The sequence below is a fragment of the Halocynthiibacter sp. C4 genome (assembly GCF_028823805.1).
GTDB lineage: Bacteria > Pseudomonadota > Alphaproteobacteria > Rhodobacterales > Rhodobacteraceae > Falsihalocynthiibacter > Falsihalocynthiibacter halioticoli.
This window is the reverse complement of sequence record NZ_JAPEIE010000005.1, coordinates 60,783-83,852: the sequence shown is the minus strand read 5'-3', so window position 1 is coordinate 83,852 and position 23,070 is coordinate 60,783. Positions and strand designations below refer to the sequence as shown.

Below are 23,070 nucleotides of genomic sequence, written 5' to 3'. Positions count from 1 at the left end.
AGGGGGCGTGTTCGGCAAATTGGCAATCGACAGATACTTGCGCTTGTTGGCGGAGTTGCGATCGCTAGCCTTTATGACTTTGAGCTTGGCATTGCGCTCGCCCTCCTTTCCTTGTTCGGAGACTTAATCGAGTGCACGTACCTTTTTCGAATTTCAAAAAACGGAATCAAGCGAAATGGGCTCAATCGCGCGCAAGTAATTTCAACCACCTTAGCTGGCATTCAAGGTCTATGCGTTTCGTTGATTGTCTGGACACTCTGGAACCTCGGCGAAGCTGGAGAATTACATTTCTTTGCAATGGCGATTTTACTGGGCGCGGGGATCAACTCTGGGTTGGTTACGCCGTTTCACCGATATGCAGGGCTCGTCCGGGTTGTCACATTTCTGGCTCTCGGAGTTTGGCTAACCTTCTCCGAGCTCCCAAGTCCGCAAGGAACCTACAAAGAAATTTATGACGCATTGGCCTTTGCGCTCCTGCTCTATCTTGCCTACGTTTTCGTTCAATTTTCAAACGTCAGCTTTGCGCGTCGGCAGTCTTATGAGCGGAAACTGTTGGAGCAGAAAAACGCAGTGGAGCGCATGCACGCTGAGCTTCGCGAAGAAAGCCAGCGCGCTAGAAATCTTGCTCTTGTTGCAAAGCATGCCAATGACAGTGTCATTATCTCTGACGCTGATCGAAGGATAGAGTGGGTTAACCCAGCATTTAGCGAGGTGACCGGATACGGGAGCAGCGAAGCGATTGGTAAGACTCTTGGGCAGCTTTTGAATGGCAGCAATACATCAATGGAAGCCGTTGATGAGATCAAAAATGCAATCGAGCAAAAACGATCAATTCGTACAGAGATCATAAACTATACTAAATCCGGCCGCGAAATTTGGATTGAGACCAATATTACACCTCTTACAACGCCTGACGGCGAGTTGGACAAAATCATTTCGGTCGAGCGCGATATTACCGAAACCAAAAAACGGGAGCGGGAACTGGCTCTTGCTCGAATCGAGGCCGAGGACAATGCGAAAAGCAAAGCGAACTTCCTTGCCACAATGAGCCATGAAATTCGTACACCGTTGAATGGGATCATCGGCATGGCGGAATTGCTGTCGCGTGCGCCGATTTCAAACGAACAACAAGATTACGCCTCGACAATCCTATCATCTGGCGAGGCTTTGCTTCAGATCATCAACGATGTGCTCGACCTTTCCAAACACGAGGCAAAAGGCATCACGCTTGTCGCGGAGCCATTCTCAGTACCTGATTGTGTTCAGAGCGCCGTAAAGCTTCTAGAGCCGTTGGCCCAAAGCAAGGGGCTTGAATATGAATTGAATTTGCCAACTTCGCCTTTGCCCCATCTAATTGGGGATGCGGGACGCCTTCGCCAGATCGTGCTGAATCTGGTTGGAAATGCGATCAAGTTCACAAGCGAGGGCCATGTCAAAATCGCTCTTTCTACAAAGGCTCTGGCGGACAGACAGAGAGTTGTGATTGAAGTTTGCGACACGGGTATCGGAATTGCACCCGAAGCACGGCAGAGAATTTTTGAAACATTTACACAGGCTGAAGGCGATACGCCGCATAAGTACGGCGGTACTGGCCTTGGCCTGACCATCTCACAGAACCTTGCGCGCCAAATGGGCGGCGAAATTTCAGTAGAGTCAAGGGTTGGTAAGGGATCAGTGTTCAAGCTTGCCCTTGAGCTAGACATTGCTGAAACGCAAACGCAATCAAAGGCGCTTAGTGCTACGAAGAAAATCAAAATCACTTGCCTTAGTAATAAGAAAATTCTCGTAGCAGATGATAATAAAACCAACCGCTTGCTTCTTAATAAAATGCTTGGGCCACATGCAGCGCACATCGAGTTTGCGGTTGACGGAGAAGAGGCAGTGAACCTTTTCAAGAAACAAAAGCCGGACCTTATTTTGATGGATATATCGATGCCCAAGAAAAACGGGTTAGACGCCACAAAGTGTATTCGGGAACTCGAAAAGCATCGGAGTGCGACAACGGTTGTTATCGCGCTAACTGCGAACGCATTTGAGACCGATCGCGAAGAGTGTTTGCGCGCTGGCATGAATGGTTTCATGACCAAGCCCTTCAAGCTTGCCGATCTCGCAGAAAATGTTGCAGAGCATATGCGTGAAAACTAATTGCGGTTTGCGTTGCTTCTGTGATCGTCTATCAGGGATGGAAACCTAATTTTGGGGTGCCCCGTGGTCGATATTGCTTCGCGTGTATATAATCATAAGTGGAAGATCGATCCGATCGTACGGTCGTTGATTGATACAGATTTCTACAAACTCCTGATGTGTCAGTCTGTGTTCCGCAATCACCGCGACGCGAACGTTACATTCTCGCTCATCAATCGCAGCAAAAAGGTCCGGCTCGCGGATATCATTGACGAGGGCGAATTGCGGGAGCAACTCGACCATATGCGTTCGCTTTCGCTAAGCCGCGGCGAGAGCACATGGCTGCGCGGGAACATGTTTTACGGCAAGCGCCAAATGTTTCGGTCAGATTTCATGGAGTGGTTCGAGGGCCTAAGATTGCCGCCCTATCACCTCGAAAAGCGCGACGGGCAATATGAGCTGACTTTCGAAGGCACGTGGCCGGAGGTTATGCTTTGGGAAGTTCCTGCGCTGGCCATTTTGGTCGAGCTTCGCAGCCGTGCTGTCATGTCTGACATGGGGCGTTTTGAACTTCAGGTTCTTTATGCGCGCGCGATGACAAAAGTCTGGGAGAAGGTTGAAGAACTTCGTCCAGTTGAGAACTTGCGTATTGCTGATTTTGGCACGCGCCGTCGCCACAGTTTTCTTTGGCAGGATTGGTGCGTTCAGGCCATGCAAGAAGGCTTGGCGCAGAAGTTTGTTGGCACGTCAAACTGTTTGATTGCCATGCGTCGCGAGGTCGAGGCGATAGGTACAAACGCACACGAACTTCCGATGGTTTATTCCGCACTCGCCGAAACTGATAAGGAATTGCGCGTTGCGCCGTACAAAGTTTTGGAAGATTGGCAGGAAGAGCACGAAGGGAATCTTCGAATAATTTTGCCAGATACCTACGGCACATCGAGTTTTCTTCGTCAGGCGCCGGATTGGCTGGCAAGCTGGACAGGCATCCGGATCGATAGTGGCGACCCTGAAAAGGGTGCGGAGACAGCAATTCAGTGGTGGAAAGATCGCGGCGAAGATCCGCGCGAAAAGCTTGTTATTTTCTCTGATGGATTGGATGTCGCGAAAATCAAAGAGCTGAGCGCAAAGTTTGCGGGTCGTGTGCGGATTTCTTTCGGGTGGGGCACATTGTTGACCAATGATTTCAGAGGCCTCGTCGCGGATGACGGCCTCGCACCATTCTCGCTTGTTTGCAAAGCGGTGGAGGCCAATGGCAAACCGACAGTTAAGCTTTCGGATAACCCGAACAAGGCAATGGGACCGTTAGACGAAATTGAAAGATACAAACGCGTGTTTGATATCGGTGCGCAGCAAAAATTCGACGTAATTGTGTGAACTAGTCGTCTCCAGAAACACGACCGCGGAGTGATTTTATCTGGCCACGTCGGACTTTGCTTTCGACACGACGCCTTTTGCTTGCCAATGTTGGGCGGGTTTTGATCCTGCGTTTTGGACGCTCAAGCGACTTTTGAACCAATGTACAAAGACGTTCGCGCGCAATTTCCCGATTACGTGCTTGCGAGCGTGTGTCCTCAACCCGAATAAGAACCGCGCCTTCTTGGGTCCATTTCTGACCAGCAAGCTTTTTCAGGCGGGCCTTGGCATAAGGGGGCAGGTTTGGGCTTCGCGCGGCTTCGAAACGCAATTCGACTGCGGTTGAGACTTTGTTTACATTCTGTCCGCCGGGCCCGGAACTGCGGGTGAAATTCTCTGAGAACTCCCAGTCTTCCAAGGTTATGTCGTCGTTGATCCGCATGCCTTACCAATATGGGAATTCAAAGAAAATTGCATCTGAAATTGAAAGAGCCTTAGCGGATGTCGCTAAGGCTCTCCTCGAGAATCGGAGGTGGCTAGTGGGACAGAGCTGCCCCTAAGCCGGTGCATAATTTAGGAGGGTTGCCCCCTAAACAATTCCCAGCTCGTGACCTTCGCCATCTGCTCCATTTTCCCAATAATCATAGGCACCTCCTTTCAAGTTGTTTCTATAACTAGGAGGTTGCCACAGATTTTGTGTTTGTCAAAACTTTTTACGCAACATTTGGGTGAAGTTTTGTGACAATAAGGCGAAATGGCACCAAAGCGATTAATGCTAGGGCAAGTTTGACCAACCAATCAGCAAAAGCGAGAGAAACCCAAAGCGGCACAACGCCACCGAAGCCGAGGAACGGAACGCCTTCCCAAGCCCAACTGATCGCGGCGTCAGCGTTTGCTCCGAAGATTGTTACCGAGGCAGAGAACGCGATTGTGAAAAACAGCACAGTGTCGAGCACAGAACCGAAAAGCGTCGAGGCCAAGGGAGCGCGCCACCATGCGCCAGAGCGCAACCGATCAAAGATTGCGACGTCAAGGAGCTGCGCCGAAAGGAAGGCAACCGCAGAAGCAACAGCAACGCGGAGCGCAACGAGCGGGCCGTATTCCCCGTGAATTTGCGAGCCAATCAAGGAGCAGGCCACCCCAACGCAGAAGCCAACAAACACGACGCGTCGCGCAGCGCTTGCGCCATACACGCGGTTCATAATGTCGGTTACAAGAAAGGCGAGCGGATAGGTTAGGGCGCCCCATGTGAGCCAGTCGCCCAATAGAAATTGAACGAGAATGTTGCTGGCCACAACAATGGCCGCCATGGCGATAACGCCGGGGAGAAGTCTTGTCATGACGTAATCCGTTTTATCAAGGTAGCGGAGACTCGGCCCCGATTATTCGGGACGGATGGGGTCTAACGACCTCGCAGCACGTTGGCAAGCCCCTTCGAAGGCCGCGATTGCCGATGCCGTGCTCGCAATTTACTTGGCGCGTAGAACGGTTTCACACTGGTTTGGTAGGTCGGCCATCACGAGTTCGCGCCGCTTGGGCGGGGGCGGTGCATTCGGATCAGCTGGCTTTGGCTTTGGCGGATTGAGGATATCCTGCACCCATTTTTCCGCCTCGGCGCATCCGTCGCCCTTGGGGGGCGGGGCTTGATCAACGCAGCCTTTCGCGCCTCTTGGGCAAGCGAGCCGTACATGGAAGTGGTAATGATGCCCCCACCATGGCCGGATTTTCCGAAGCCACGCACGGTTGCCTTTCTCGTCGTTGCACATCTGAACCTTAGCGCCGGGAAATACAAAAATCCTCGCAACGGCTTTATCCTTGGCCGCGGCCTTGAGAATGTTGTGATGCGCTCTTGTCCAGCTGTTGTTGACATAGGCTCCGTTGGCGCGGCGCATAGAGATCGAAGAGATGTTTTCGCGTGCGTTTCGCGAGAGGGTCAGGTCTTGGGCTGGCAGCATCCAGATATCTGCATCCAGCCCGATTTGGTGGCTGCGGTGACCAGACAGCATCGGGCCGCCGCGCGGTTGGGCCATGTCGCCGATATAGAGGCCGTTCCACCCATCTTGCTTGGCGGCGTATTTGGATAATCTCTCGATAAACTCAACGGTTTCGGGATGCCCCCAGTTTCGGTTTCGGGAGAGGCGCATGGCCTGCCAAGTCGGACCAGTTTCCGGAAGTTGAACGCCGCCTGCAAGGCATCCTTTTGCGTAGCTGCCGAATGGAGCGGCCTTATGTGGCGATCCAGCCGATTTAGAGCCGAAAAGCTGGCGAGCTTCGGGCTCTGCTAATGCAGCCGTGCCGGAAATCAACGCGATGACGAATGCGAGTTGCTTAATCATGTTGTTTGATCTCCCTGTGGTTTCACCCAGATTAACAAGACTAAGCCAATCGTAAACAGCGCGATGAGAGGCGTAATGCCAATCCGCTGATTTCCGCTCAGATCGGAGAAAATTGCGATCAGCCCAGGGGCCATAAACGCGGTTGCTTTGCCCGAGAGCGCATAGAGGCCGAAAGCTTCGGTTGGGCGCTCGGCATCCGCATGACGGACCATCATGGTGCGGGAGCTGGCTTGAAGCGCGCCGCCAGCAGCACCGATAATGCCGCCGCAAATAAAGAAGATGATGTCAGGTACAGAAGAGCCCGCGGGAAAAGGCACGCCAAAGATGTTGTCGCGCGACATCCCGACCACGATGATACAGACCGTGATGAGACAGAAGATAGAGAACTTGATAACGGGTTTTGGCCCTTTCCGAGCATCGACAAGCCCGCCGACATAGGAAAAAACGGCCGCTGTAATAGCGCCAACAATCCCGAATACGCCGATCTGGATAAGCGACCAGTCAAGCACCCCTTTGGCATAGATCGCGCCAAAGCCGTAGAGGCCGTTCAGCGCATCACGATAAAACAAGCTGCTTGAAAGAAACGCAAATAGCGAAGAGCGATGGGGAAGTGACTTGATTGTACTCCAAAGCTCTGCGAGCGCGTCTTTTGCGCTGCCGCCAGATGCCGTGTCGCTTGGCTTTTCGCGAACCCAGAGGAAAAAGGGGATCATCGCGACGATAAACCAGATTGCGGTAAATGGCCCGACAAAGCGCGTCCCTTCGCGCTGGGTCGGATCGAGGCCGAATAGCGGCTCAATTCCGATAAGTGTCTTGCCCGTTGCGTTCTCTGCGAAGAGGAGCAGCATAATAAACAAAGACAATACGCCGCCCCAATATCCGAGCGCGAAGCCAGAGCCGGAAATGCGGCCGATGTCTTCTTTTGGTGCGAGTGAGGGGAGGATCGAGTTTACAAAGATAGTTGTGAATTCGACACCAATGAAGCCGATGCCAAACAGAACCAAAACCCAGAAAATGTTAAAATCGGTTGGATGCGCAGTCCAGAGAGCGGCGGCTCCGAAGATATAGAAGGCGGAGAATATCTTGATCCACAACATTCTGTTGCCAGAACTGTCGGCAAAGGCACCCAGGACAGGTGCAGAAAACGCAATGAGAAGGCCTGTTACGGTAAGCCCATAGCCCCAGTAGGCCTGCGCTTGTGCTTTGGCCCCTTCAGGGTCCATTCCGCCAGAGAGCAGCTTCAGACCGACGATTTCGGCGAAATAGGGACCGAAAATAAAGGTGAGCATGAGCGTATGAAACGGTTGGCTGGCCCAATCAAACGCCATCCATCCCCATACACGCTTCTTCTGCGAGATTTGTGCCACTGCTCGAAGTCCTGTTTGTTTTAACTAGGAGTAAGACAGTGAACGCAACGTCAAATCAAGGGGTGATTGCTGTATCGCCCATTGGGGGCCAAGGGCGTTTGGTGTCTGCGTCGACCCAAGCGGCGCTCCACTGCGGCATTTCCGGAGCGGTTGCTTCAAGCCCAAGTGCATCCATAACCCGTTTGGTTGACACGATACCGTTTCGATCTGTAACAGCCGTTCGAAACAGGGCGTGGCTCGCGCATTCTCCACGGACCCACATGCCTTGCTCCAGATAGATGAAACGTTCATCCCAAGACACCAATCTGCTGCGCATCTCTATCTTGTCAAATGCGCGAATGCGGCGGCGATAGCGAATGCTCGTCCCCGCAACCGCCAAACCCCATTTTTCGCGCCGCAGCACTTTGATCAAGCCCATACGCCGCGCGAGCGGGATGCGCCCAAGATCATAGAGCGACAGCGCTCTGCCATTGTTAAGCTCCGCCCACATATCGAGATCCCACGGCCAACAAATATGATGCGAAACATGGTTCTCGCCAACCTTGAGCGGCGTGGCGTTTCGGTATTTGACGGCTTCTTTGAACAGGCGAATAAACGGATACATGGCAATCTCCTTTACCTTTTTCTGTGAAGAAGTTTTCGCAACGGTCAACCACGACGTCACGGCAAGCTCTTGCCAGATGTGGATGGGCGCATTAGGTGAATAGGAACGCGGAAAAAAGGGGCAGGTATGTCGTCGCTATATCAAATTCTCAATCTTGTGCTGGACATCGTCTGGTTCATCATGATTGCGCATATCATCATGAGTTGGCTCATTAATTTTCAGGTTCTGAATTTGCGCCAGCCGCTTGTTGCGCAGATTTGGTACGGGCTAAACAAACTGCTCGAGCCGGCCTATAGCCGCATCCGACAATTCCTCCCCGATATGGGCGGAATCGATCTTGCGCCATTGGTTGCCTTTGTGATCCTGATCGCAATTCGCATTATTCTTCAGAACAACGCGGCGTTTTTCTTCTAGCGACTCTTGTTCTTGGTTGCGGCCTGTGGAACTGTAGGGGAAACCCTAAAAACAAGCAGTACTACAGGCTATGACCACCGCTCAGACACTTTTGTCGACCGTATTCGGATTCGATGAATTTCGCCCCGGACAGGCGGAGATTGTAGACGCGGTTGCGAAGGGTTCGAACACCTTGGCGATTATGCCAACGGGTGGTGGTAAGTCTCTTTGCTTTCAACTTCCTGCGCTGATGCGCGACGGTGTGACGGTTGTGATCTCACCGCTGATCGCCCTCATGCGGGATCAAGTACGGGCGCTGAAAGAAGCTGGTGTTTCGGCTGGCGCGTTAACGTCTGGAAATACTGAAGAAGAGACCGAAGAGGTGTTTGCCGCATTGGATGCGGGCCATATGAAGCTGCTTTATATGGCTCCTGAACGGCTTGCCAATTCCGGTACGCACAACATGTTGCGACGTATCGGGGTGTCTTTGATTGCGGTCGACGAGGCGCACTGTGTGTCTGCGTGGGGCCATGATTTCCGGCCCGATTACCTTAGAATTGGCGAGTTGCGCCACATGTTGGATGTGCCGCTGGCGGCCTTCACCGCCACGGCAGATCAGGAAACCAGAAGCGAAATTATTGCGCGCCTCTTTGACGGAAACACGCCCGAAACCTTTTTGCATGGGTTCGATCGCCCGAATATTCACCTAAAGTTTGAAGCAAAGAACGGGCCTCGAAAACAGATATTGGCCTTTGCGCAAGAGCATCGCGGGCAGGCAGGAATTGTTTATTGCGCCAGCCGCGCCAAGACAGAGACCCTAGCCAAAGCGCTCCGAGACGCTGGGCACAACGCTTTGCACTACCATGGCGGCATGGAGGCGGATGATCGTCGTTTTGTCGAGGCGAAGTTCCAGAGCGAAGATGGGTTAATCGTTGCCGCAACCGTCGCGTTTGGAATGGGCGTTGATAAGCCCGATATCCGCTGGGTTGCGCATGCTGATTTGCCCAAATCTATCGAAAGCTATTATCAGGAAATCGGGCGCGCAGGGCGCGATGGCGGGCCGGCCGAAACTTTAACGCTCTATGGTGCGGATGACATCCGCCTTCGACGGGTTCAGATCGACGAAAGCCTTGCGCCGCTCGAGCGAAGGGAAGCCGATCACGGGCGGCTAAACGCGCTACTTGGCTTGTCTGAAGCGCTTCGGTGTCGGCGCCAGATGTTGCTGTCCTATTTCGGTGAAACAACAGAACCCTGCGGCCATTGTGATCTTTGCGAGAATCCTGTCGAGATTTTTGACGGTACAACTGCCGTTCGCAAAGCCCTTTCTGCGATTTTGCGGACTGGCGAATATTTCGGCGCTGGGCACTTGATTGATATTCTGCTCGGCGCGGAAACGGACAAGGTTCGCGAAAAGGGGCATGATACATTGCCGACATTCGGAGTTGGCAAAGAGTACAGCAAGCGCGAGTGGCAGGCTGTTTTCCGGCAGATGATGGGGCATGATCTCATACGCCCTGATCCGGAGAGATTTGGTGCGCTTCGAATGACAGAGGCGGCGCGCCCCATTCTGCGCGACGAAGCGACAATCGATTTGCGCAAAGACACGATCCAGCAAGCCAAACAAAACAGACGCCCTGCAATCAAACGGCTGGTGTCCGAAGAAGACGAGCCGCTCTTGAGTGCGCTCAAGGCGAAACGTCGCGCTTTGGCAGAGGCTGCTCGCGTTCCGGCCTATGTCGTTTTTACGGATCGTACGTTGATCGAAATGGCAGAAACAAAGCCGCAGAACCTTGATGAGATGGCGGCGATCAGCGGTGTTGGCGCGAAGAAACTGGAAGTTTACGGCGCAACGTTCTTGGAAGTCATCGTTGGCGAGAAGCCAACAGACGTACATCCGATGAGACGGCAGCTCGCAGGGAAAGAGGCAGGCACAACATTCGACAGGCTTGCCGAAGAACAGCTTCGTCTTGCCCGAGGGGACTGCGGAGGCGAGAAATACCTGAGTTGTAGCACGTCGACGTTAAAGCAAATTGCCGAACGAAAGCCTTCTTCGCTCGATGACATGATGCGCATATCAGGTATGGGCGAGGCGAAGGCAGAGCGTTTCGGACCGGCTTTTCTTCAGATTCTAAGCGAAGCTTCCTAGCCGTTAACTCACCAGATCCGCGTTAGGGGATAGAACATTTTGCAGCGCAGGGCGTACGTCCTTTGGCGCATACTTCTCGATGAACTTATAGATTTCATTCTTTCGGAGCGGCTTGGTCGAGTATTCGTCGAGCCCTGCTGCAAGCATTTCTGCCTTGTCTGTGTCCAGAGCATGAGCGGTTAGGGCAATAATTGGTGTCGGCGCTTTTCCGGCGGCTTTCTCGTGCTCCCTAATTTGGCGAGTCGCTTCTTTGCCGTCGACCTCTGGCATGGATATATCCATAAAAACCAAGTCGGGCTTGAACTGTGAAAAGGCTTCGACTGCTTCTCGCCCGTTAACGGCAAACTCCAGTTCAATGTCGAGATTGCGAACCATCTTGCTGAATACCAAACGGTTTGTGCCATTGTCCTCTGCGGCCAGAACCCGAAGTCTTCGGGCTTCGATTTGGGGCTTCGCTGGAACCTCGACGGTCTTGCTGATTTCGGTTTTTGCATTTCCCCGCGGTGCAGAGGTTGGAAGGTCTAATATGACATGAAAGGTTGATCCGTTCCCTTCCGAAGACTCAACCCAGATTTTACCAGACATAAGCTCGACAAGTTGTTTGGTTATTGCAAGTCCAAGGCCGGTGCCTTCAAACTTTCGGTTATGATCACCGTCGACCTGATTGAATTCACCAAAGATGAACTCGGCGTGTTCTTTGGAAATGCCAATTCCGGTGTCTTCGATTTCGATATGCACTTTTTGTTTCTTCGGGTTCCGAGACGGCGTGGCATGCACACCGATGCGAATGAACCCGTCCGACGTAAATTTGACCGCGTTTCCGATCAAGTTGGTGAGCACTTGCCGAAGCCGCCCTGGATCTCCGACAAAATGGGCATCTTCTGGAAGTGTATTCTCTACGCGTAGTTCAAGTCCTTTGTCTTGTGCGGACGGCGAAAGGAGTGTGACGGTTTCGTTTACAACGGCCTCAAACGAGAAAGGTTCAGGATTGAGAGTGAGTTTTTCGGCTTCGATTTTTGAGTAATCCAGAATGTCGTTGATAATGACGAGAAGCGCTTCGCCAGAATGTCGAATGGTCTGGATATAGAGTTTCTGTTCCTCGCTTAGATCGGTGTCTTGCAGAAGGTCCGCCATGCCAATCACCCCGTTCATTGGCGTGCGGATCTCATGGCTCATGTTGGCGAGAAAAGCAGATTTGGCCCGATTGGCAGCTTCAGCTTTTTCACGCGCTGCTTTGAGTTCTGCCTCGTAGCGGATGGTGGCGGTGATGTTGAGGGCGAGCGTAACCGTGTCACCACCTTCTGCGCGCCGCTCAATGAGTTTAATGTAATGTCCGTTCCAGAGTTGAATGGTCTCTTCGCGGATCTCGGGTTCGTGCCAGCGTTCGAGCATCCTCGCGCACCATTCGGCTCTGGTGGCGTTGCCGATATCAACGATGCCCTCCTCAGCGACGAGCTGTAGAACGCGATTGTATTTAACACCCACACGAATTTCTTCGAGGCCGTCGAAGGTCGCCATATAGGCGTTGTTTGCAGCTACCAGCCGTGAGTTGCTATCAAAGACCGCGAAGCCGTCCTGAATGGACTGGATAGAATCCCACAGGCGGCGTTCCGCGATCTGAACTTTATTTTCTGCGGTCCGAAGCTCGGATAGAACCTGCGACTTCTCGCCCTTTAGTTGCTCGGCTTGCGTGCGCGCGGAGCGCACTTCTAACCGCTTCTCAACGATTTCATCAGAGAGCGCTCGGGCGTGCTTGCCAAGCCGCGAGTTTGCGGAAAACAGTTCGGATTGTTTTTGGGCCAGCAACCGCTCCGCAGCGAGCCTCGCGCGTCTTTCCTGGGCTAGTTTGTCCGCTATATCAAATCCCAAAGCTCTTCTCCGAACTACCTTTCAGGAAGATTGTTCGATTCTGGTGAATAGAGTCTTAACTCGGAAGAAATTCGGTGCTTGGTGAGTGGTTTGAATGCAAACGGGGCGCGCAACAACTGCTGCACGCCTCGCAAGAAATTCGTAATTTAAGCCGGATTAGAGCCGTTCAATTGCCAATGCGATCCCTTGGCCACCACCGATGCACATCGTGATAAGCGCGCGCTTGCCACCGATTCTTTCCAACTCATAGAGGGCTTTGACGGTAATAATCGCGCCTGTCGCACCAACAGGGTGACCGAGCGCGATCGCGCCACCGTTTGGATTAACGACATCTGGGTTCATGCCAAGTTCCTTGGCGACGGCAAGCGCTTGGCTGGCGAAGGCTTCGTTGCTCTCGATCACGTCGAAATCAGCAATGCTCAAACCCGTACGCTCAAGAAGGTTTTGAACTGCCGGAATCGGTCCGATCCCCATCACTTCCGGCCTTACACCACCAAGCCCATAGCCAAGTACGCGTGCCTTCGGAGTGAGGCCAGCTTTCTCTGCGGCATTTGCGGTTGCATAGATGATAGCAGCGGCCCCATCATTGATGCCAGAGGCGTTTCCGGCTGTAACAGAGCCTTCTTTTTGGAATACGGGTCGCAACTTGGCGAGATCATCTAGTGTCGTCGCGCGGGGATGCTCGTCTGTGTCGAAGAGGACTGTCTGGCGTTTGACCTTAATCTCTACAGGAACGATCTGGTCCTTGAAGTAACCGGCATTTTGAGCTGCAATTGCATTGGTTTGGCTTCTTAGAGCGAAGGCGTCTTGTTCTTCGCGTGTGATGCCGAATTCGCTTGCAACGTTTTCGGCGGTTACGCCCATGTGCCCCGTACCAAACGGGCAATTCAGCGCGCCAAGCATCATGTCCTGCGCAACAGCGTCGCCCATTTTGCTGCCCCAGCGCGCAGACGGAAGGATGTAGGGCGCGCGGCTCATGCTTTCTGCTCCGCCAGCTAGGGCAAAATCGCAATCCCCCAGCATTAGAGACTGAATTGCAGAGATTTGAGCCTGAACGCCAGAGCCGCAGAGCCGGTTGACGTTCATCGCAGGAACGCTGTCAGGAATGCCAGCCTGCATGGCGGCGACGCGGCTGATGTACATGTCGCGGGGTTCTGTGTTGATCACATGGCCCATGGCAACGGTACCGATTTGGGCCGGTTCGACGTTGGCGCGGGACATGGCCTCTTTGGCGACGACAGTTCCAAGGTCCGCTGGGGACACTCCGGCAAGGCTCTTGCCGAACCCGCCGATAGCTGTGCGCGCGCTGCCTAGAATTACGATGTCTGTCATGTCGGGCTCCTCATTGATTTTGAGGAAGTCTAGCACCCGAAAATGACCCGAAAAGGATTACGCAGCGTCTCTGGCTGCCAAAAGATCAGCAATGGCTTTGCGGAAGGAGTCCGGGCTGTCACCGAGTGATGCGAGGACCGCTTCCTCATACTCGAGCGCAAGTGGTGTAATTTCGTCGATCATTGTGCGGCCGTCAGGCGTTAGAGACAATTCGACCAAACGGCGATCCGTTTCGCTAACAAGCTTGTTGATCAATCCACGTTTTTCGAGACGCGCTGCGGCGCGGCTTATCTTTGACTTATCCATATGAACCATCTTGTGAATCTCACGCACACTTAGTGGTTCGGATTGTTGTGAAAGATGCGCAAGGATGCGCCATTCGGGAATGGTGATCCCAAATCGGTCTTGATAGATTTCAGAGAATTCCTGACTGATCTTTGCCGACAGAACGGCAAGCTGATAGGGCAAAAACTCTTTCAGGTTCAAATCGGTCAAGGGGCGGCCTTTCTCGGGGATTTATATCTGTTTGCACGAGTATACACGAGTTTTCAAGAATTCTTGCGAATGAAACGACTTGCGGGAATAGTAGAACAAGATGGTTTGCATATGCGTGAGCGTTGGGTGTGAAATAGAGCCTATTCATGCATAACAGGGAGAGAATGATGGGCGATAGAGTTGTGTTGCTTGGGACAAAAGGCGGGCCAGCTATTCGCCCAAATGGGCCAATGCCCACCTCCTCTCTGCTTGAGATGGACGGCAAGCGCATCGTCGTCGATTGCGGCCTTGGCGTTGCGAGAGGGCTCGTGAATGCGGGAATGAGCCTTAAAGAACTGGAAACGATTTTTATCACGCATCTGCATTCGGATCATCTCTTGGAGCTTGGGCCATTAATCCACACCGCATGGACGACGGGATTGGCACAGGAGGTGACCGTGTTCGGCCCAGAGGGAACGCGAGCCTATTTCGCGGGTTTCTTGCAATCGATGAGCTTTGATAACGCACTTCGCGTGGCGGATGAGGGGCGCAGACCACTTGAGGAGTTGGTTCAGATTGTCGAGTATGGTGAAGGTGAAATTGCTGGCTCTCCTGTATCGACCACCGCGCTGCGTGTTGATCATCCACCTGTCACGGATTGTTTCGCGTTGCGGTTTGAGGCCAATGGAAAACGCGTGACGTTTTCGGCTGATACGGCTTATTTCGAGCCACTTTCCAAATTTGCCGAAGGTAGTGATTTGTTGATACACGAGGCGATGCTTGCCGAAGGTGTGGACGCATTGGTTGCCCGAACGGGCAGCGCCGATCGATTGCGTGCGCATCTAATGGCAAGTCACACGGTCGCAGAAGACGTTGGCAAGATCGCGACCGCTGCAAAGTGCAAGCATTTGGCCTTGCATCATTTGGTGCCCGCGGATGATCCGGATTTCAGCTTCAAAGATTGGGAGAAGGCGGTGCGCACCTCTTGGGATGGGGCGCTCACAATTGGTTTTGACGGTGTAGAGATACGTTACTAAGCGGCACTAATATGGCTTAAAACGAAAAAGCCCGCCGGATTAAACCGACGGGCCTCACTGAATTTCAGTTGCCGGTGGGCCTAGGCAACATCAAACTCCAGCGGTTTCACAGACTGGAATAGTCCGGTATCGCAAAGCTCTTTGATAAGAGTTTCGTTCACTTTGCCATCAACATAGAGCAGCGCGATTGCGTCACCGCCTTGCTCGGAACGGCCGAGGGTAAAGTTAGCGATGTTAACGCCGTTCTTACCCATGATGCCGCCCAGCGTCCCGATGATGCCCGGAGCGTCTTGGTTGGTGGTGTAGAGCATGTGCTCGCCAACTTCGGCGTCGATGTTGATGCCTTTGATCTGGATGAAGCGTGGCTTGCCATCGCTGAACACGGTGCCTGCAATAGACCGCTCGCGCAGATCGGTGACGACGGTCATCTTGATATAAGCATCAAATGCGCCGGTTTGTTCCTGCGTGGTTTTGCTGATCTTGATGCCGCGGTCTTTTGCGATAACTGGCGCAGAGACCATGTTCACATCTGGGTTTGTGCTCTGCATGATGCCAGCAATTGCAGCACACTCGAGAGCGGCGAGGTTCATTTCGGCAACGGCGCCATCATATGTGATGTTGATCGCTTTGATCGGCTCGTCTGTAAGCTGACCGATAAACGCGCCGAGGTTCTCCGCAAGTTTAACCCACGGTCCCATGATCTTGGCTTCTTCGGCAGTCACGGATGGCATGTTGAGCGCGTTGGTCACGGCTCCGGTCAGCAGGTAATCCGACATTTGCTCTGCAACTTGCAGGGCCACGTTTTCCTGCGCTTCAGTTGTAGAGGCGCCGAGGTGCGGTGTGCAGACAACGTTCGGAAGGTTAAAGAGCGGGCTGTCCTTGGCGGGCTCAACCTCAAACACGTCAAAGGCCGCGCCCGCAACGTGGCCAGATTTCAGCGCCTCTGCCAGATCTTCTTCGATCACAAGGCCTCCACGCGCACAGTTGATAATGCGCACACCTTTTTTCATCTTGGCGATGGCTTCGGCGTTGATCATGCCTCGGGTGGCATCTGTTGCAGGAACGTGCAGGGTGATGAAATCGGAACGCTCAAGCAGTTCGTCAAGCTCAACCTTGGTTACGCCAAGTTTGGCGGCGCGCTCTTCGGAGAGGAAGGGATCATAAGCGATCACTCTCATTTTCAGGCCAACCGCACGGTCGCAAACGATGCCGCCGATGTTGCCTGCGCCGATAACACCGAGCGTTTTGTTCGTAAGCTCAACACCCATGAACTTCGACTTTTCCCATTTTCCTGCGTGGGTGCTGGCGGACGCTTCTGGAATCTGGCGCGCTACTGCGAACATCATCGCAATTGCGTGCTCGGCGGTTGTGATCATGTTGCCGAAAGGCGTGTTCATCACGATCACACCTTTCTTGGACGCTGCAGGGATGTCGACGTTATCAACACCGATACCAGCGCGGGCAACGACTTTGAGATTGTCGGCAGCGTCGAGAATTTTTTCGGTTACTTTGGTCGCCGAGCGGATTGCGAGGCCGTCGTAATCTTTGATCTTGGCGAGGAGCGCATCTTTGTCTTTGCCAAGGTTAGGCTCGAAATCAACGTCGATGCCACGGTCACGGAAAATCTGAACAGCAGTTTCAGAGAGCTTGTCGGAAACGAGAACTTTGGGTGCCATGTTGAGGCTCCTTTGCTTTTCGGTTGCGCGTTCTATGCGCGAAAATAAGGGGGAGAGGCGGGCCGCTTGGCCCACCGGAATTACTGTGCTTCGATTTCGGCGTTGAACGCCCAGTCAAGCCACGGCATTAGCGCTGCCACATCGGAGGCTTCAATCGTGCCGCCACACCAGATACGAAGGCCAGCTGGCGCGTCACGATAGGCGCCGATATCAAGCGCAACGCCTTCGTTCTCGAGCCGCTTTGCAACAGCTTTGGCAAAAGCCGCGCCATCTTTGATCCGCTCGTCTGTGAACTTAAGGCAAACCGAAGTTGTCGAGCGCGTGGCCGGATCAGTTGCGAGGAACTCGATCCAATCGTGCGCGTCAACGAATTTGCTTACCTCGGCTGTGTTGGCTTCGGCGCGGGCAATTAGACCCTTAAGGCCGCCTTGGGCGCGGGCCCAATCAAGCGCCACGAGGTAATCTTCAACGCAGAGCATCGACGGCGTGTTGATCGTTGCACCCGTAAAGATACCCTCGATCAGTTTGCCACCTTTGGTCAGGCGGAAAATCTTGGGGAGGGGCCACGCAGGCGTATAGCTTTCGAGCCGCTCAACTGCGCGTGGCGACAGGATAAGAACGCCGTGCGCCGCTTCGCCGCCGAGCACTTTTTGCCAGCTGAATGTGGTGACATCGAGCTTGTCCCATGGCAGGTCCATCGCGAATGCAGCCGAAGTTGCATCACAGATGGTGAGGCCAGCACGGTCCGCAGGGATTGCATCGCCATTGGGCATCCGAACGCCGGATGTTGTGCCGTTCCATGTAAAGACAACGTCATTATCATAGTTCAGCGCAGCCATATCGACGATTTCGCCGTAATCCGCCACATGCGCGGTCGCTTCGATCTTGAGCTGTTTGACAACATCAGTGACCCAACCCGAACCAAAGCTTTCCCACGCAACCATTTCCGCAGGGCGTTCGCCAAGGAGCGACCACATCGCCATTTCCATTGCGCCGGTATCAGACGCCGGAACGATGCCAATTTTGTAGTCCGCAGGAATTCCAAGAACTTCACGCGTTCCTTCGATTGCAGCCTTAAGCTTTTCCTTGCCGATGGCAGCACGATGCGAGCGGCCAAGAGGCGCGTCAGCAAGTGATTCCAATGTCCATGTGGAAGGTTTGGCGCAGGGGCCAGAAGAAAAACGCGGATTTGCCGGCCGCGTGGCCGGGGTATTCGTAACCATTGATGCTATCCTCACAGATATATGCCCTTCGTTGGGGAAGGGTGTCCCACGGACGGACTTAGAGAGGTGAACGGGGTGGCGCAAGCCGTAAAATTGCGATAATCGGCGCCGTAGATCACAAAACTTGCGCAACGCGTCCACTATCGGAAACTTCCCATGTATATTGCAACGCTACTGACCAACCCTGAAAATCCATCGCTGAGCCGCGAGACCGTCGAGTCGCTGCGCAATGCATGGGGTGGCGGGGATGCGATCTGGCTGGCAGTTGGTGAAGCGGCAGAATTTGCGCTGGGCGAGAAGCCAAGCAACCTTTGGGATGTATGGGAAAGCCTTCAAAGCATCGGTGTTGATCTGGTGGTGCAGCCGCGTGAGGGGCGCGTGAAAAAGATGCTGCTTGCTGATATGGACAGCACGATGATCCAGCAAGAGTGTATCGATGAATTGGCCGACGAAGCAGGTGTTGGCCCACGCGTTGCGGACATTACTGCGCGCGCGATGAATGGCGAGTTGGATTTCGACGGGGCGCTGCGCGAACGCGTTGGGCTGCTTAAGGGATTAGAAGCAAGTGTAATCGAACGCGTCCTTCAAACGCGCATCACTCTAATGCCAGGCGGCCGAGCGCTGTTGGCAACGATGAAGGATGCGGGGGCATTTGCTGCTCTTGTTTCGGGCGGGTTCACGGCGTTTACGAGCAAAGTTGCCTCTGAACTCGGCTTTGACGAAAACCGTGCAAACACGCTTATTGTAAAAGACGGTGTTCTAACTGGTGAAGTCGGAACGCCGATCCTTGGTCGGCAGGCAAAGGTAGATGCGCTTGAGCAGATCACCGCGCGCCTTGGTATCTCCGAGGCCGATGTAATGGCAGTGGGCGACGGCGCGAATGATCTCGGGATGCTCGGCCGCGCAGGCTCTGGCGTTGCGCTTCATGCAAAACCGAGCGTTGCTGCGGAATGTGATATTCGTATCAATCACGGCGACCTGACGGCGCTTCTCTATATCCAAGGTTACAGCAAGGACGAATTTAAAGGTGTTTGAAGTCGGGCTCGAGCTTCTTGCGCTTCTAATACTTGCTGGATTTTGTGCCGGATTTGTTGATGCCATCGCTGGCGGTGGCGGGCTGATAACGGTGCCTGTTTTGCTTTTGTCGGGCGCATCGCCGATCGAGGCACTTTCGACCAACAAGGTTCAGGGTGTTTTCGGCGCGGGAACGGCCGCGCTTTCCTATGCCCGCGCGGGGCAAGTGAACCTGCACGAGCAAATTGGTCCTGCGGCCTTGTCTTTCGTCGCGTCTTTCTGCGGCGCGTTGCTGGTTGCCTATATACCGGTGGATTGGATCAAGATTGTTCTGCCTTTCTTGATGGTGGCGATAGCGTTGTTTTTTGCTCTTAAGCCGGGGCTTGATGATGTGGATCGCGTTCGGCGCATGTCTATTCCGGTATTTACCGTTGTGATGATCCCGTTGATTGCGGCCTATGATGGGCTCTTGGGGCCAGGAACCGGCTCGTTCTTCATGATCGCGTTCGTGACGCTTGCTGGGTATGGCGTATTAAAAGCGACGGCGCATACCAAACTGCTGAACTTCGCCTCTAACCTTGGCGCAATCGTTGCATTTTCTGCCGTGGCGACGCCGTGGTGGTTTACGGGGCTTGCCATGGGCGCGGCGCAGATTGCAGGCGCGCAGGTCGGCTCTAAACTTGCGGTAAAAGTTGGCGCACGGGTGATTAAGCCACTGCTTGTTGTCACGTCGGCTGCCCTCGCCGCGCGCCTGATTTGGGACTGGTTTTAGGGCTTGTTAAGCTAGACTAGAGCCGATCCGGGCTTGATTGAGGCCGCCTTAATACCGCGACGATTCACCATGGGTGCATTCATTCGGCGCAGAGTCGCCGGATGGTTGGCATCCAACACGCCGAGTTTCACCAGAATGGCTGCTATCGCGCATTCGCTCGCGCGGGTTGCGCCATCAGTAACCTTAAGCGCGACACCAAGCTTTTGCTCGGGAAGGATTGCGGTAAACACGCCATCTGCGCCAGTCTTGATCGCAACCCTGCCTCCCATGGCCTGCATTAACTCTGTGCAAGCGCGCGTTGTTCCGGCAACCAATTCTGGATGGGTAACCATTGCTTCTACAAGGCGCGCCGCGCTTGTCTCGCGCGTTCCTGTACCTTCACGCGCCGCTGCGAAAAACGCCATGGATCGAGCCAAACCATGCACAGAGGTCGCAAAGTTCGGCGCGCTACATCCGTCGATGCCAAAGCCAGGGCTCGTTTCTTGAGTGACTTCTTCAAAGGCGTCTTTGACCGCGATTTGCAGAGGATGATCCGGCTCCACATATTCTGCCTCGCCGCCCATGTGCTTATTCAGCGTCAAGAAACCTGCGTGTTTGCCAGAACAGTTGTTGTGGCACTGGCAAGGCTCCTCATGGGCACGGATCAAGCGATTACGCTCTTCGATGTCAGGTGCAAGCTGTGGGCCGCAGCGCAAATCACTATCGTCATATCCCAACGCCTCAAGCCAAGATTTCACGCGGGTTACATGCATTGCCGCGCCCTGATGGCTCGCGCAGGCAAGGGCAAGCTGCTCTGTTCCAAGCGAAGCCTGATCGGCAGCGCCCGAATCCAGCAGAGGTAGAGCCTGAATCATCTTGCAAGAGCTTCGCGGGAAGATGATTTGATCTGGCTCCCCCCACGCCTCGATGATTTCTCCGCGCTCGTCACAGACAACGGCGTGGCCCGTATGGATCGACTCCAATATCTCGCCGCGCCAGATCTCGGCCAGCGTTACCGGTGCGTTCTCTGTTAGTTTCATGGGCCACTCCTAAAAAACGTGATTGTCTTGGACGTAAAATTGCACGAACGGGGCTTTTAAACCGGTTCCGAATACGGATAGACTAGGCTTATCGAGATTGAAATCAGCAGGCCAGCGCAAAAGTCACCAGAGAGAGATAGCGCCCTGCATAAATTGAGGCCCTACAGTCCGGAGGCTGTGAGAGATGAATTCACTTATTGCAAATTTTCGGAGCGCTATTATCGGGAGCGCCGCATTGGCCACTGTTGCGGGCGGCGCTGCATTTGCGCAATCCTCGGAGAACCGCGTTGCAACCAACACCGACTGGAGCGTTTTTGTCGAAGATGATCCGACAGAATGCTGGGTTGTGTCCGCGCCAAAAGAAACCGTGAACAAGAAAGACGGTCGCGTTGTTGCTGTGCGTCGGAGTGATATCCTCTTGTTCGTGACATACCGTCCGGGATCAAATGTTGACGGTGAAGTTTCCTTTACCGGCGGATATCCCTTTGCAAACGGCTCCACCGTCAGTGTGAAGGTCGGAGAGTCAACGTTCGAGTTCTTTACAAAAGATGAGAATGCTTGGCCCGCGACATCAGGCGACGACAAGAAAATCGTAACTGCGATGAAGCGCGGTACGTCCGCGATTGTCACAGGCCGCTCAACACGCGGAACAGTCACACAAGACACGTTTAGCCTTCTTGGCTTTACGGCAGCGATTGAAGAAGCTGAAAAACGCTGCGGCTCTTAATCGCTATATGTGGCTCTATTCCTGCGCTTTCGAGCGCAGGGTATGCTCAGAACATCGACGGCTTTGAGTTTTCGCTGGGCGACATTTCGCGCCGCTGTGAAATCGTTGTGATTGGACCTGACATTGAAATTTCCTGTTCGCCCGAGCTTTGGCCGGTCGAGCAGCTTTGTTCTGTTGCGCGAGACTCTACAGGGCTGGCTTATGTCGAGTGCATGGGCGGCGAGTTGGCCGAGGTTGAAGCGCGTTGCGAAGTTCTGATGTATGACGAGGACATCGGCGACCTGCTCTGTTAGTATTTCCGAAAGGCGTGATTTGGCTTTTGCGAAAATCCCCTGTATGACGCGCGCTTGAGTTTTCGGAGACCTGCCATGACTGATTCCAGCCCCAAGGGTGACGCCCCCAAATCCGCGCCAACTGCGCCGGTCACACAAGACGTGCGCACGTTTCCTCGCAAAGTTGAAGCGACCGACAAGATCAACCTTGTTGGGCTGACGCGCCCAGCGTTGCGCGAGGCGTTGATCGAGATTGGCACCAAAGAAAAGCAAGCCAAAATGCGCGCTGGGCAAATTTGGCAGTGGATTTACCAAAAAGGCGTGCGCGACTTTGATCTGATGAGCAATCTGGCCAAGGATTACCGCGCGCTCTTAGCGGAGAAATGCGAGATCCGTGTTCCCGAAGTCGTGACCAAGCAAGTTTCCGAGGATGGAACGCGTAAATACTTGGTGCGGATCGCGGGCGGCCATGAGGTCGAGATCGTTTATATCCCAGAAACAGATCGCGGGACGCTCTGTGTCAGCTCACAGGTTGGTTGCACGCTGACATGTACGTTCTGCCACACGGGTACACAAAAGCTTGTGCGGAACCTGACAGCCGCCGAAATCATCGGCCAAGTTATGGTCGCGCGGGATGATTTGGGCGAATGGCCCAAGCTCGGAGAGGCCAATCCGCCCAAGGTTAGGCTCTTGTCGAACATCGTTTTGATGGGCATGGGCGAGCCGCTCTATAATTTCGAGAACGTCCGTGACGCGATGAAAATTGCGATGGACCCTGAGGGCATTTCACTATCGCGCCGTCGGATCACCCTCTCAACAAGCGGCGTGGTTCCCGAGATTTGGCGCACCGCGGAAGAGATCGGATGCCAGCTTGCGGTGTCGTTCCACGCCACTACTGACGAGGTGCGCGATGTCTTGGTTCCGATCAACAAACGCTGGAATATCGAAGCTCTTTTGGAGGCTTTGCGGGCGTACCCGAAAGTGAGCAACAGCGAGCGGATCACTTTTGAATATGTGATGCTCAAGGATGTGAACGACAGCGACGAGGACGCACACAGGCTGATGAAGTTGATTGAAGGCATCCCTGCTAAGATCAACCTTATTCCGTTCAACGAATGGCCGGGTGCACCTTATCAGCGGAGCAGCAACAACCGAATTCATGCCTTTGCGGATATCGTACACAATGCGGGCTATTCCTCGCCGATCCGTCGTCCGCGGGGCGAGGATATTATGGCCGCATGCGGACAGCTCAAATCAGAGACAGAGCGTGCCCGCAAAAGCAAGAAACAGATCGAAAAAGAAGCGGGATTAGGCTGAATTAGAGCCTGA

21 protein-coding genes are annotated in these 23,070 nt (G+C 53.8%); 10 read left to right on the top strand and 11 right to left on the bottom strand.

The genetic code is table 11. The features are described from left to right. The first annotated feature begins 297 nt into the window (after nt 1-297). Together OU789_RS15885 and pncB are read left to right on the top strand one after the other, a co-directional pair. Nucleotides 298-2,145, top strand: coding sequence for a PAS domain-containing hybrid sensor histidine kinase/response regulator (locus OU789_RS15885; RefSeq protein ID WP_274656672.1), 1,848 nt, complete (start codon nt 298-300; stop codon nt 2,143-2,145). Between the two features lie 63 nt (nt 2,146-2,208). Then, complete coding sequence (pncB, locus tag OU789_RS15880) at nt 2,209-3,501, top strand: nicotinate phosphoribosyltransferase (RefSeq protein WP_274656671.1); 1,293 nt, start codon at nt 2,209-2,211, stop codon at nt 3,499-3,501. A 1-nt stretch (nt 3,502) separates the two neighbouring features. Here pncB and arfB read toward each other — a convergent pair whose 3' ends face one another. The 5 genes from arfB to OU789_RS15855 all read right to left on the bottom strand — a co-directional run bounded on the left by arfB (nt 3,503) and on the right by OU789_RS15855 (nt 7,787). After that, on the bottom strand, nt 3,503-3,922 hold the full coding sequence (gene arfB, locus OU789_RS15875; protein ID WP_263951845.1) for an alternative ribosome rescue aminoacyl-tRNA hydrolase ArfB: 420 nt from the start codon (nt 3,920-3,922) through the stop codon (nt 3,503-3,505). 271 nt (nt 3,923-4,193) lie between these two features. Then, nucleotides 4,194-4,820, bottom strand: coding sequence for a queuosine precursor transporter (locus OU789_RS15870; protein WP_263951846.1), 627 nt, complete (start codon nt 4,818-4,820; stop codon nt 4,194-4,196). 129 nt (nt 4,821-4,949) lie between these two features. Beyond that, entirely contained in the window at nt 4,950-5,816 is an 867-nt protein-coding gene (gene mepA, locus OU789_RS15865; protein ID WP_263951847.1) for a penicillin-insensitive murein endopeptidase, read from the bottom strand. Next, complete coding sequence (locus OU789_RS15860) at nt 5,813-7,183, bottom strand: MFS transporter (RefSeq protein ID WP_274656670.1); 1,371 nt, start codon at nt 7,181-7,183, stop codon at nt 5,813-5,815. The genes mepA and OU789_RS15860 overlap by 4 nt, the downstream gene beginning before the upstream one ends. 55 nt (nt 7,184-7,238) lie before the next feature. Next, on the bottom strand, nt 7,239-7,787 hold the full coding sequence (locus OU789_RS15855; protein ID WP_274656669.1) for an acyl-CoA thioesterase: 549 nt from the start codon (nt 7,785-7,787) through the stop codon (nt 7,239-7,241). 126 nt (nt 7,788-7,913) lie between these two features. Here OU789_RS15855 and OU789_RS15850 point away from each other — a divergent pair, with 126 nt between their 5' ends. Together OU789_RS15850 and recQ are read left to right on the top strand one after the other, a co-directional pair. Further along, entirely contained in the window at nt 7,914-8,201 is a 288-nt protein-coding gene (locus OU789_RS15850) for a YggT family protein (protein ID WP_274656668.1), read from the top strand. A gap of 70 nt (nt 8,202-8,271) precedes the next feature. Then, on the top strand, nt 8,272-10,326 hold the full coding sequence (recQ, locus tag OU789_RS15845) for a DNA helicase RecQ (protein ID WP_274656667.1): 2,055 nt from the start codon (nt 8,272-8,274) through the stop codon (nt 10,324-10,326). Between the two features lie 3 nt (nt 10,327-10,329). Here recQ and OU789_RS15840 read toward each other — a convergent pair whose 3' ends face one another. The 3 genes from OU789_RS15840 to OU789_RS15830 form a co-directional block, all read right to left on the bottom strand. Further along, nucleotides 10,330-12,195, bottom strand: a complete 1,866-nt coding sequence (locus OU789_RS15840; RefSeq protein WP_274656666.1) for an ATP-binding protein — start codon at nt 12,193-12,195, stop codon at nt 10,330-10,332. Nucleotides 12,196-12,351: 156 nt separating this feature from the next. Then, nucleotides 12,352-13,527 carry an acetyl-CoA C-acyltransferase family protein gene (locus tag OU789_RS15835; RefSeq protein ID WP_274656665.1) on the bottom strand — a complete coding sequence of 392 codons (1,176 nt, stop codon included), beginning with the start codon at nt 13,525-13,527 and terminating at the stop codon, nt 12,352-12,354. A gap of 57 nt (nt 13,528-13,584) precedes the next feature. After that, nucleotides 13,585-14,022, bottom strand: coding sequence for a MarR family winged helix-turn-helix transcriptional regulator (locus OU789_RS15830; protein WP_263951854.1), 438 nt, complete (start codon nt 14,020-14,022; stop codon nt 13,585-13,587). A 167-nt stretch (nt 14,023-14,189) separates the two neighbouring features. Here OU789_RS15830 and OU789_RS15825 point away from each other — a divergent pair, with 167 nt between their 5' ends. Next, a complete protein-coding gene (locus tag OU789_RS15825) occupies nt 14,190-15,038 on the top strand; it encodes an MBL fold metallo-hydrolase (RefSeq protein ID WP_274656663.1) in 849 nt (282 codons plus the stop codon). A gap of 80 nt (nt 15,039-15,118) precedes the next feature. Here OU789_RS15825 and serA read toward each other — a convergent pair whose 3' ends face one another. Together serA and OU789_RS15815 are read right to left on the bottom strand one after the other, a co-directional pair. Then, the gene (gene serA, locus OU789_RS15820; RefSeq protein ID WP_263951856.1) at nt 15,119-16,714 is read right to left on the bottom strand and encodes a phosphoglycerate dehydrogenase; all 1,596 of its coding nucleotides are present in this window, start codon (nt 16,712-16,714) and stop codon (nt 15,119-15,121) included. Between the two features lie 80 nt (nt 16,715-16,794). Further along, nucleotides 16,795-17,937: a phosphoserine transaminase gene (locus tag OU789_RS15815; RefSeq protein WP_274656661.1), complete on the bottom strand. Its 1,143-nt coding sequence runs from the start codon at nt 17,935-17,937 to the stop codon at nt 16,795-16,797. A gap of 156 nt (nt 17,938-18,093) precedes the next feature. On the opposite strand from OU789_RS15815, the gene serB reads away from it, so the two are divergent. Continuing rightward, nucleotides 18,094-18,972 (top strand): phosphoserine phosphatase SerB, encoded by an 879-nt coding sequence (gene serB / locus OU789_RS15810; RefSeq protein ID WP_274656660.1) that lies wholly within the window; start codon nt 18,094-18,096, stop codon nt 18,970-18,972. Beyond that, on the top strand, nt 18,965-19,723 hold the full coding sequence (locus OU789_RS15805) for a TSUP family transporter (protein ID WP_263951860.1): 759 nt from the start codon (nt 18,965-18,967) through the stop codon (nt 19,721-19,723). The genes serB and OU789_RS15805 overlap by 8 nt, the downstream gene beginning before the upstream one ends. An 11-nt stretch (nt 19,724-19,734) precedes the next feature. Here the strand turns inward: OU789_RS15805 and OU789_RS15800 are convergent, their stop codons facing one another. Further along, nucleotides 19,735-20,742, bottom strand: a complete 1,008-nt coding sequence (locus OU789_RS15800) for an asparaginase (protein WP_274656658.1) — start codon at nt 20,740-20,742, stop codon at nt 19,735-19,737. A gap of 184 nt (nt 20,743-20,926) precedes the next feature. Between OU789_RS15800 and OU789_RS15795 the strand changes: the two genes are divergently transcribed. The 3 genes from OU789_RS15795 to rlmN all read left to right on the top strand — a co-directional run bounded on the left by OU789_RS15795 (nt 20,927) and on the right by rlmN (nt 23,058). Then, nucleotides 20,927-21,469: an invasion associated locus B family protein gene (locus OU789_RS15795; protein WP_274656657.1), complete on the top strand. Its 543-nt coding sequence runs from the start codon at nt 20,927-20,929 to the stop codon at nt 21,467-21,469. A 107-nt stretch (nt 21,470-21,576) separates the two neighbouring features. Beyond that, nucleotides 21,577-21,762 carry a hypothetical protein gene (locus OU789_RS15790; protein ID WP_274656655.1) on the top strand — a complete coding sequence of 62 codons (186 nt, stop codon included), beginning with the start codon at nt 21,577-21,579 and terminating at the stop codon, nt 21,760-21,762. A 75-nt stretch (nt 21,763-21,837) separates the two neighbouring features. Continuing rightward, nucleotides 21,838-23,058, top strand: a complete 1,221-nt coding sequence (gene rlmN / locus OU789_RS15785; RefSeq protein ID WP_274656653.1) for a 23S rRNA (adenine(2503)-C(2))-methyltransferase RlmN — start codon at nt 21,838-21,840, stop codon at nt 23,056-23,058. Nucleotides 23,059-23,070 lie beyond the last annotated feature (12 nt).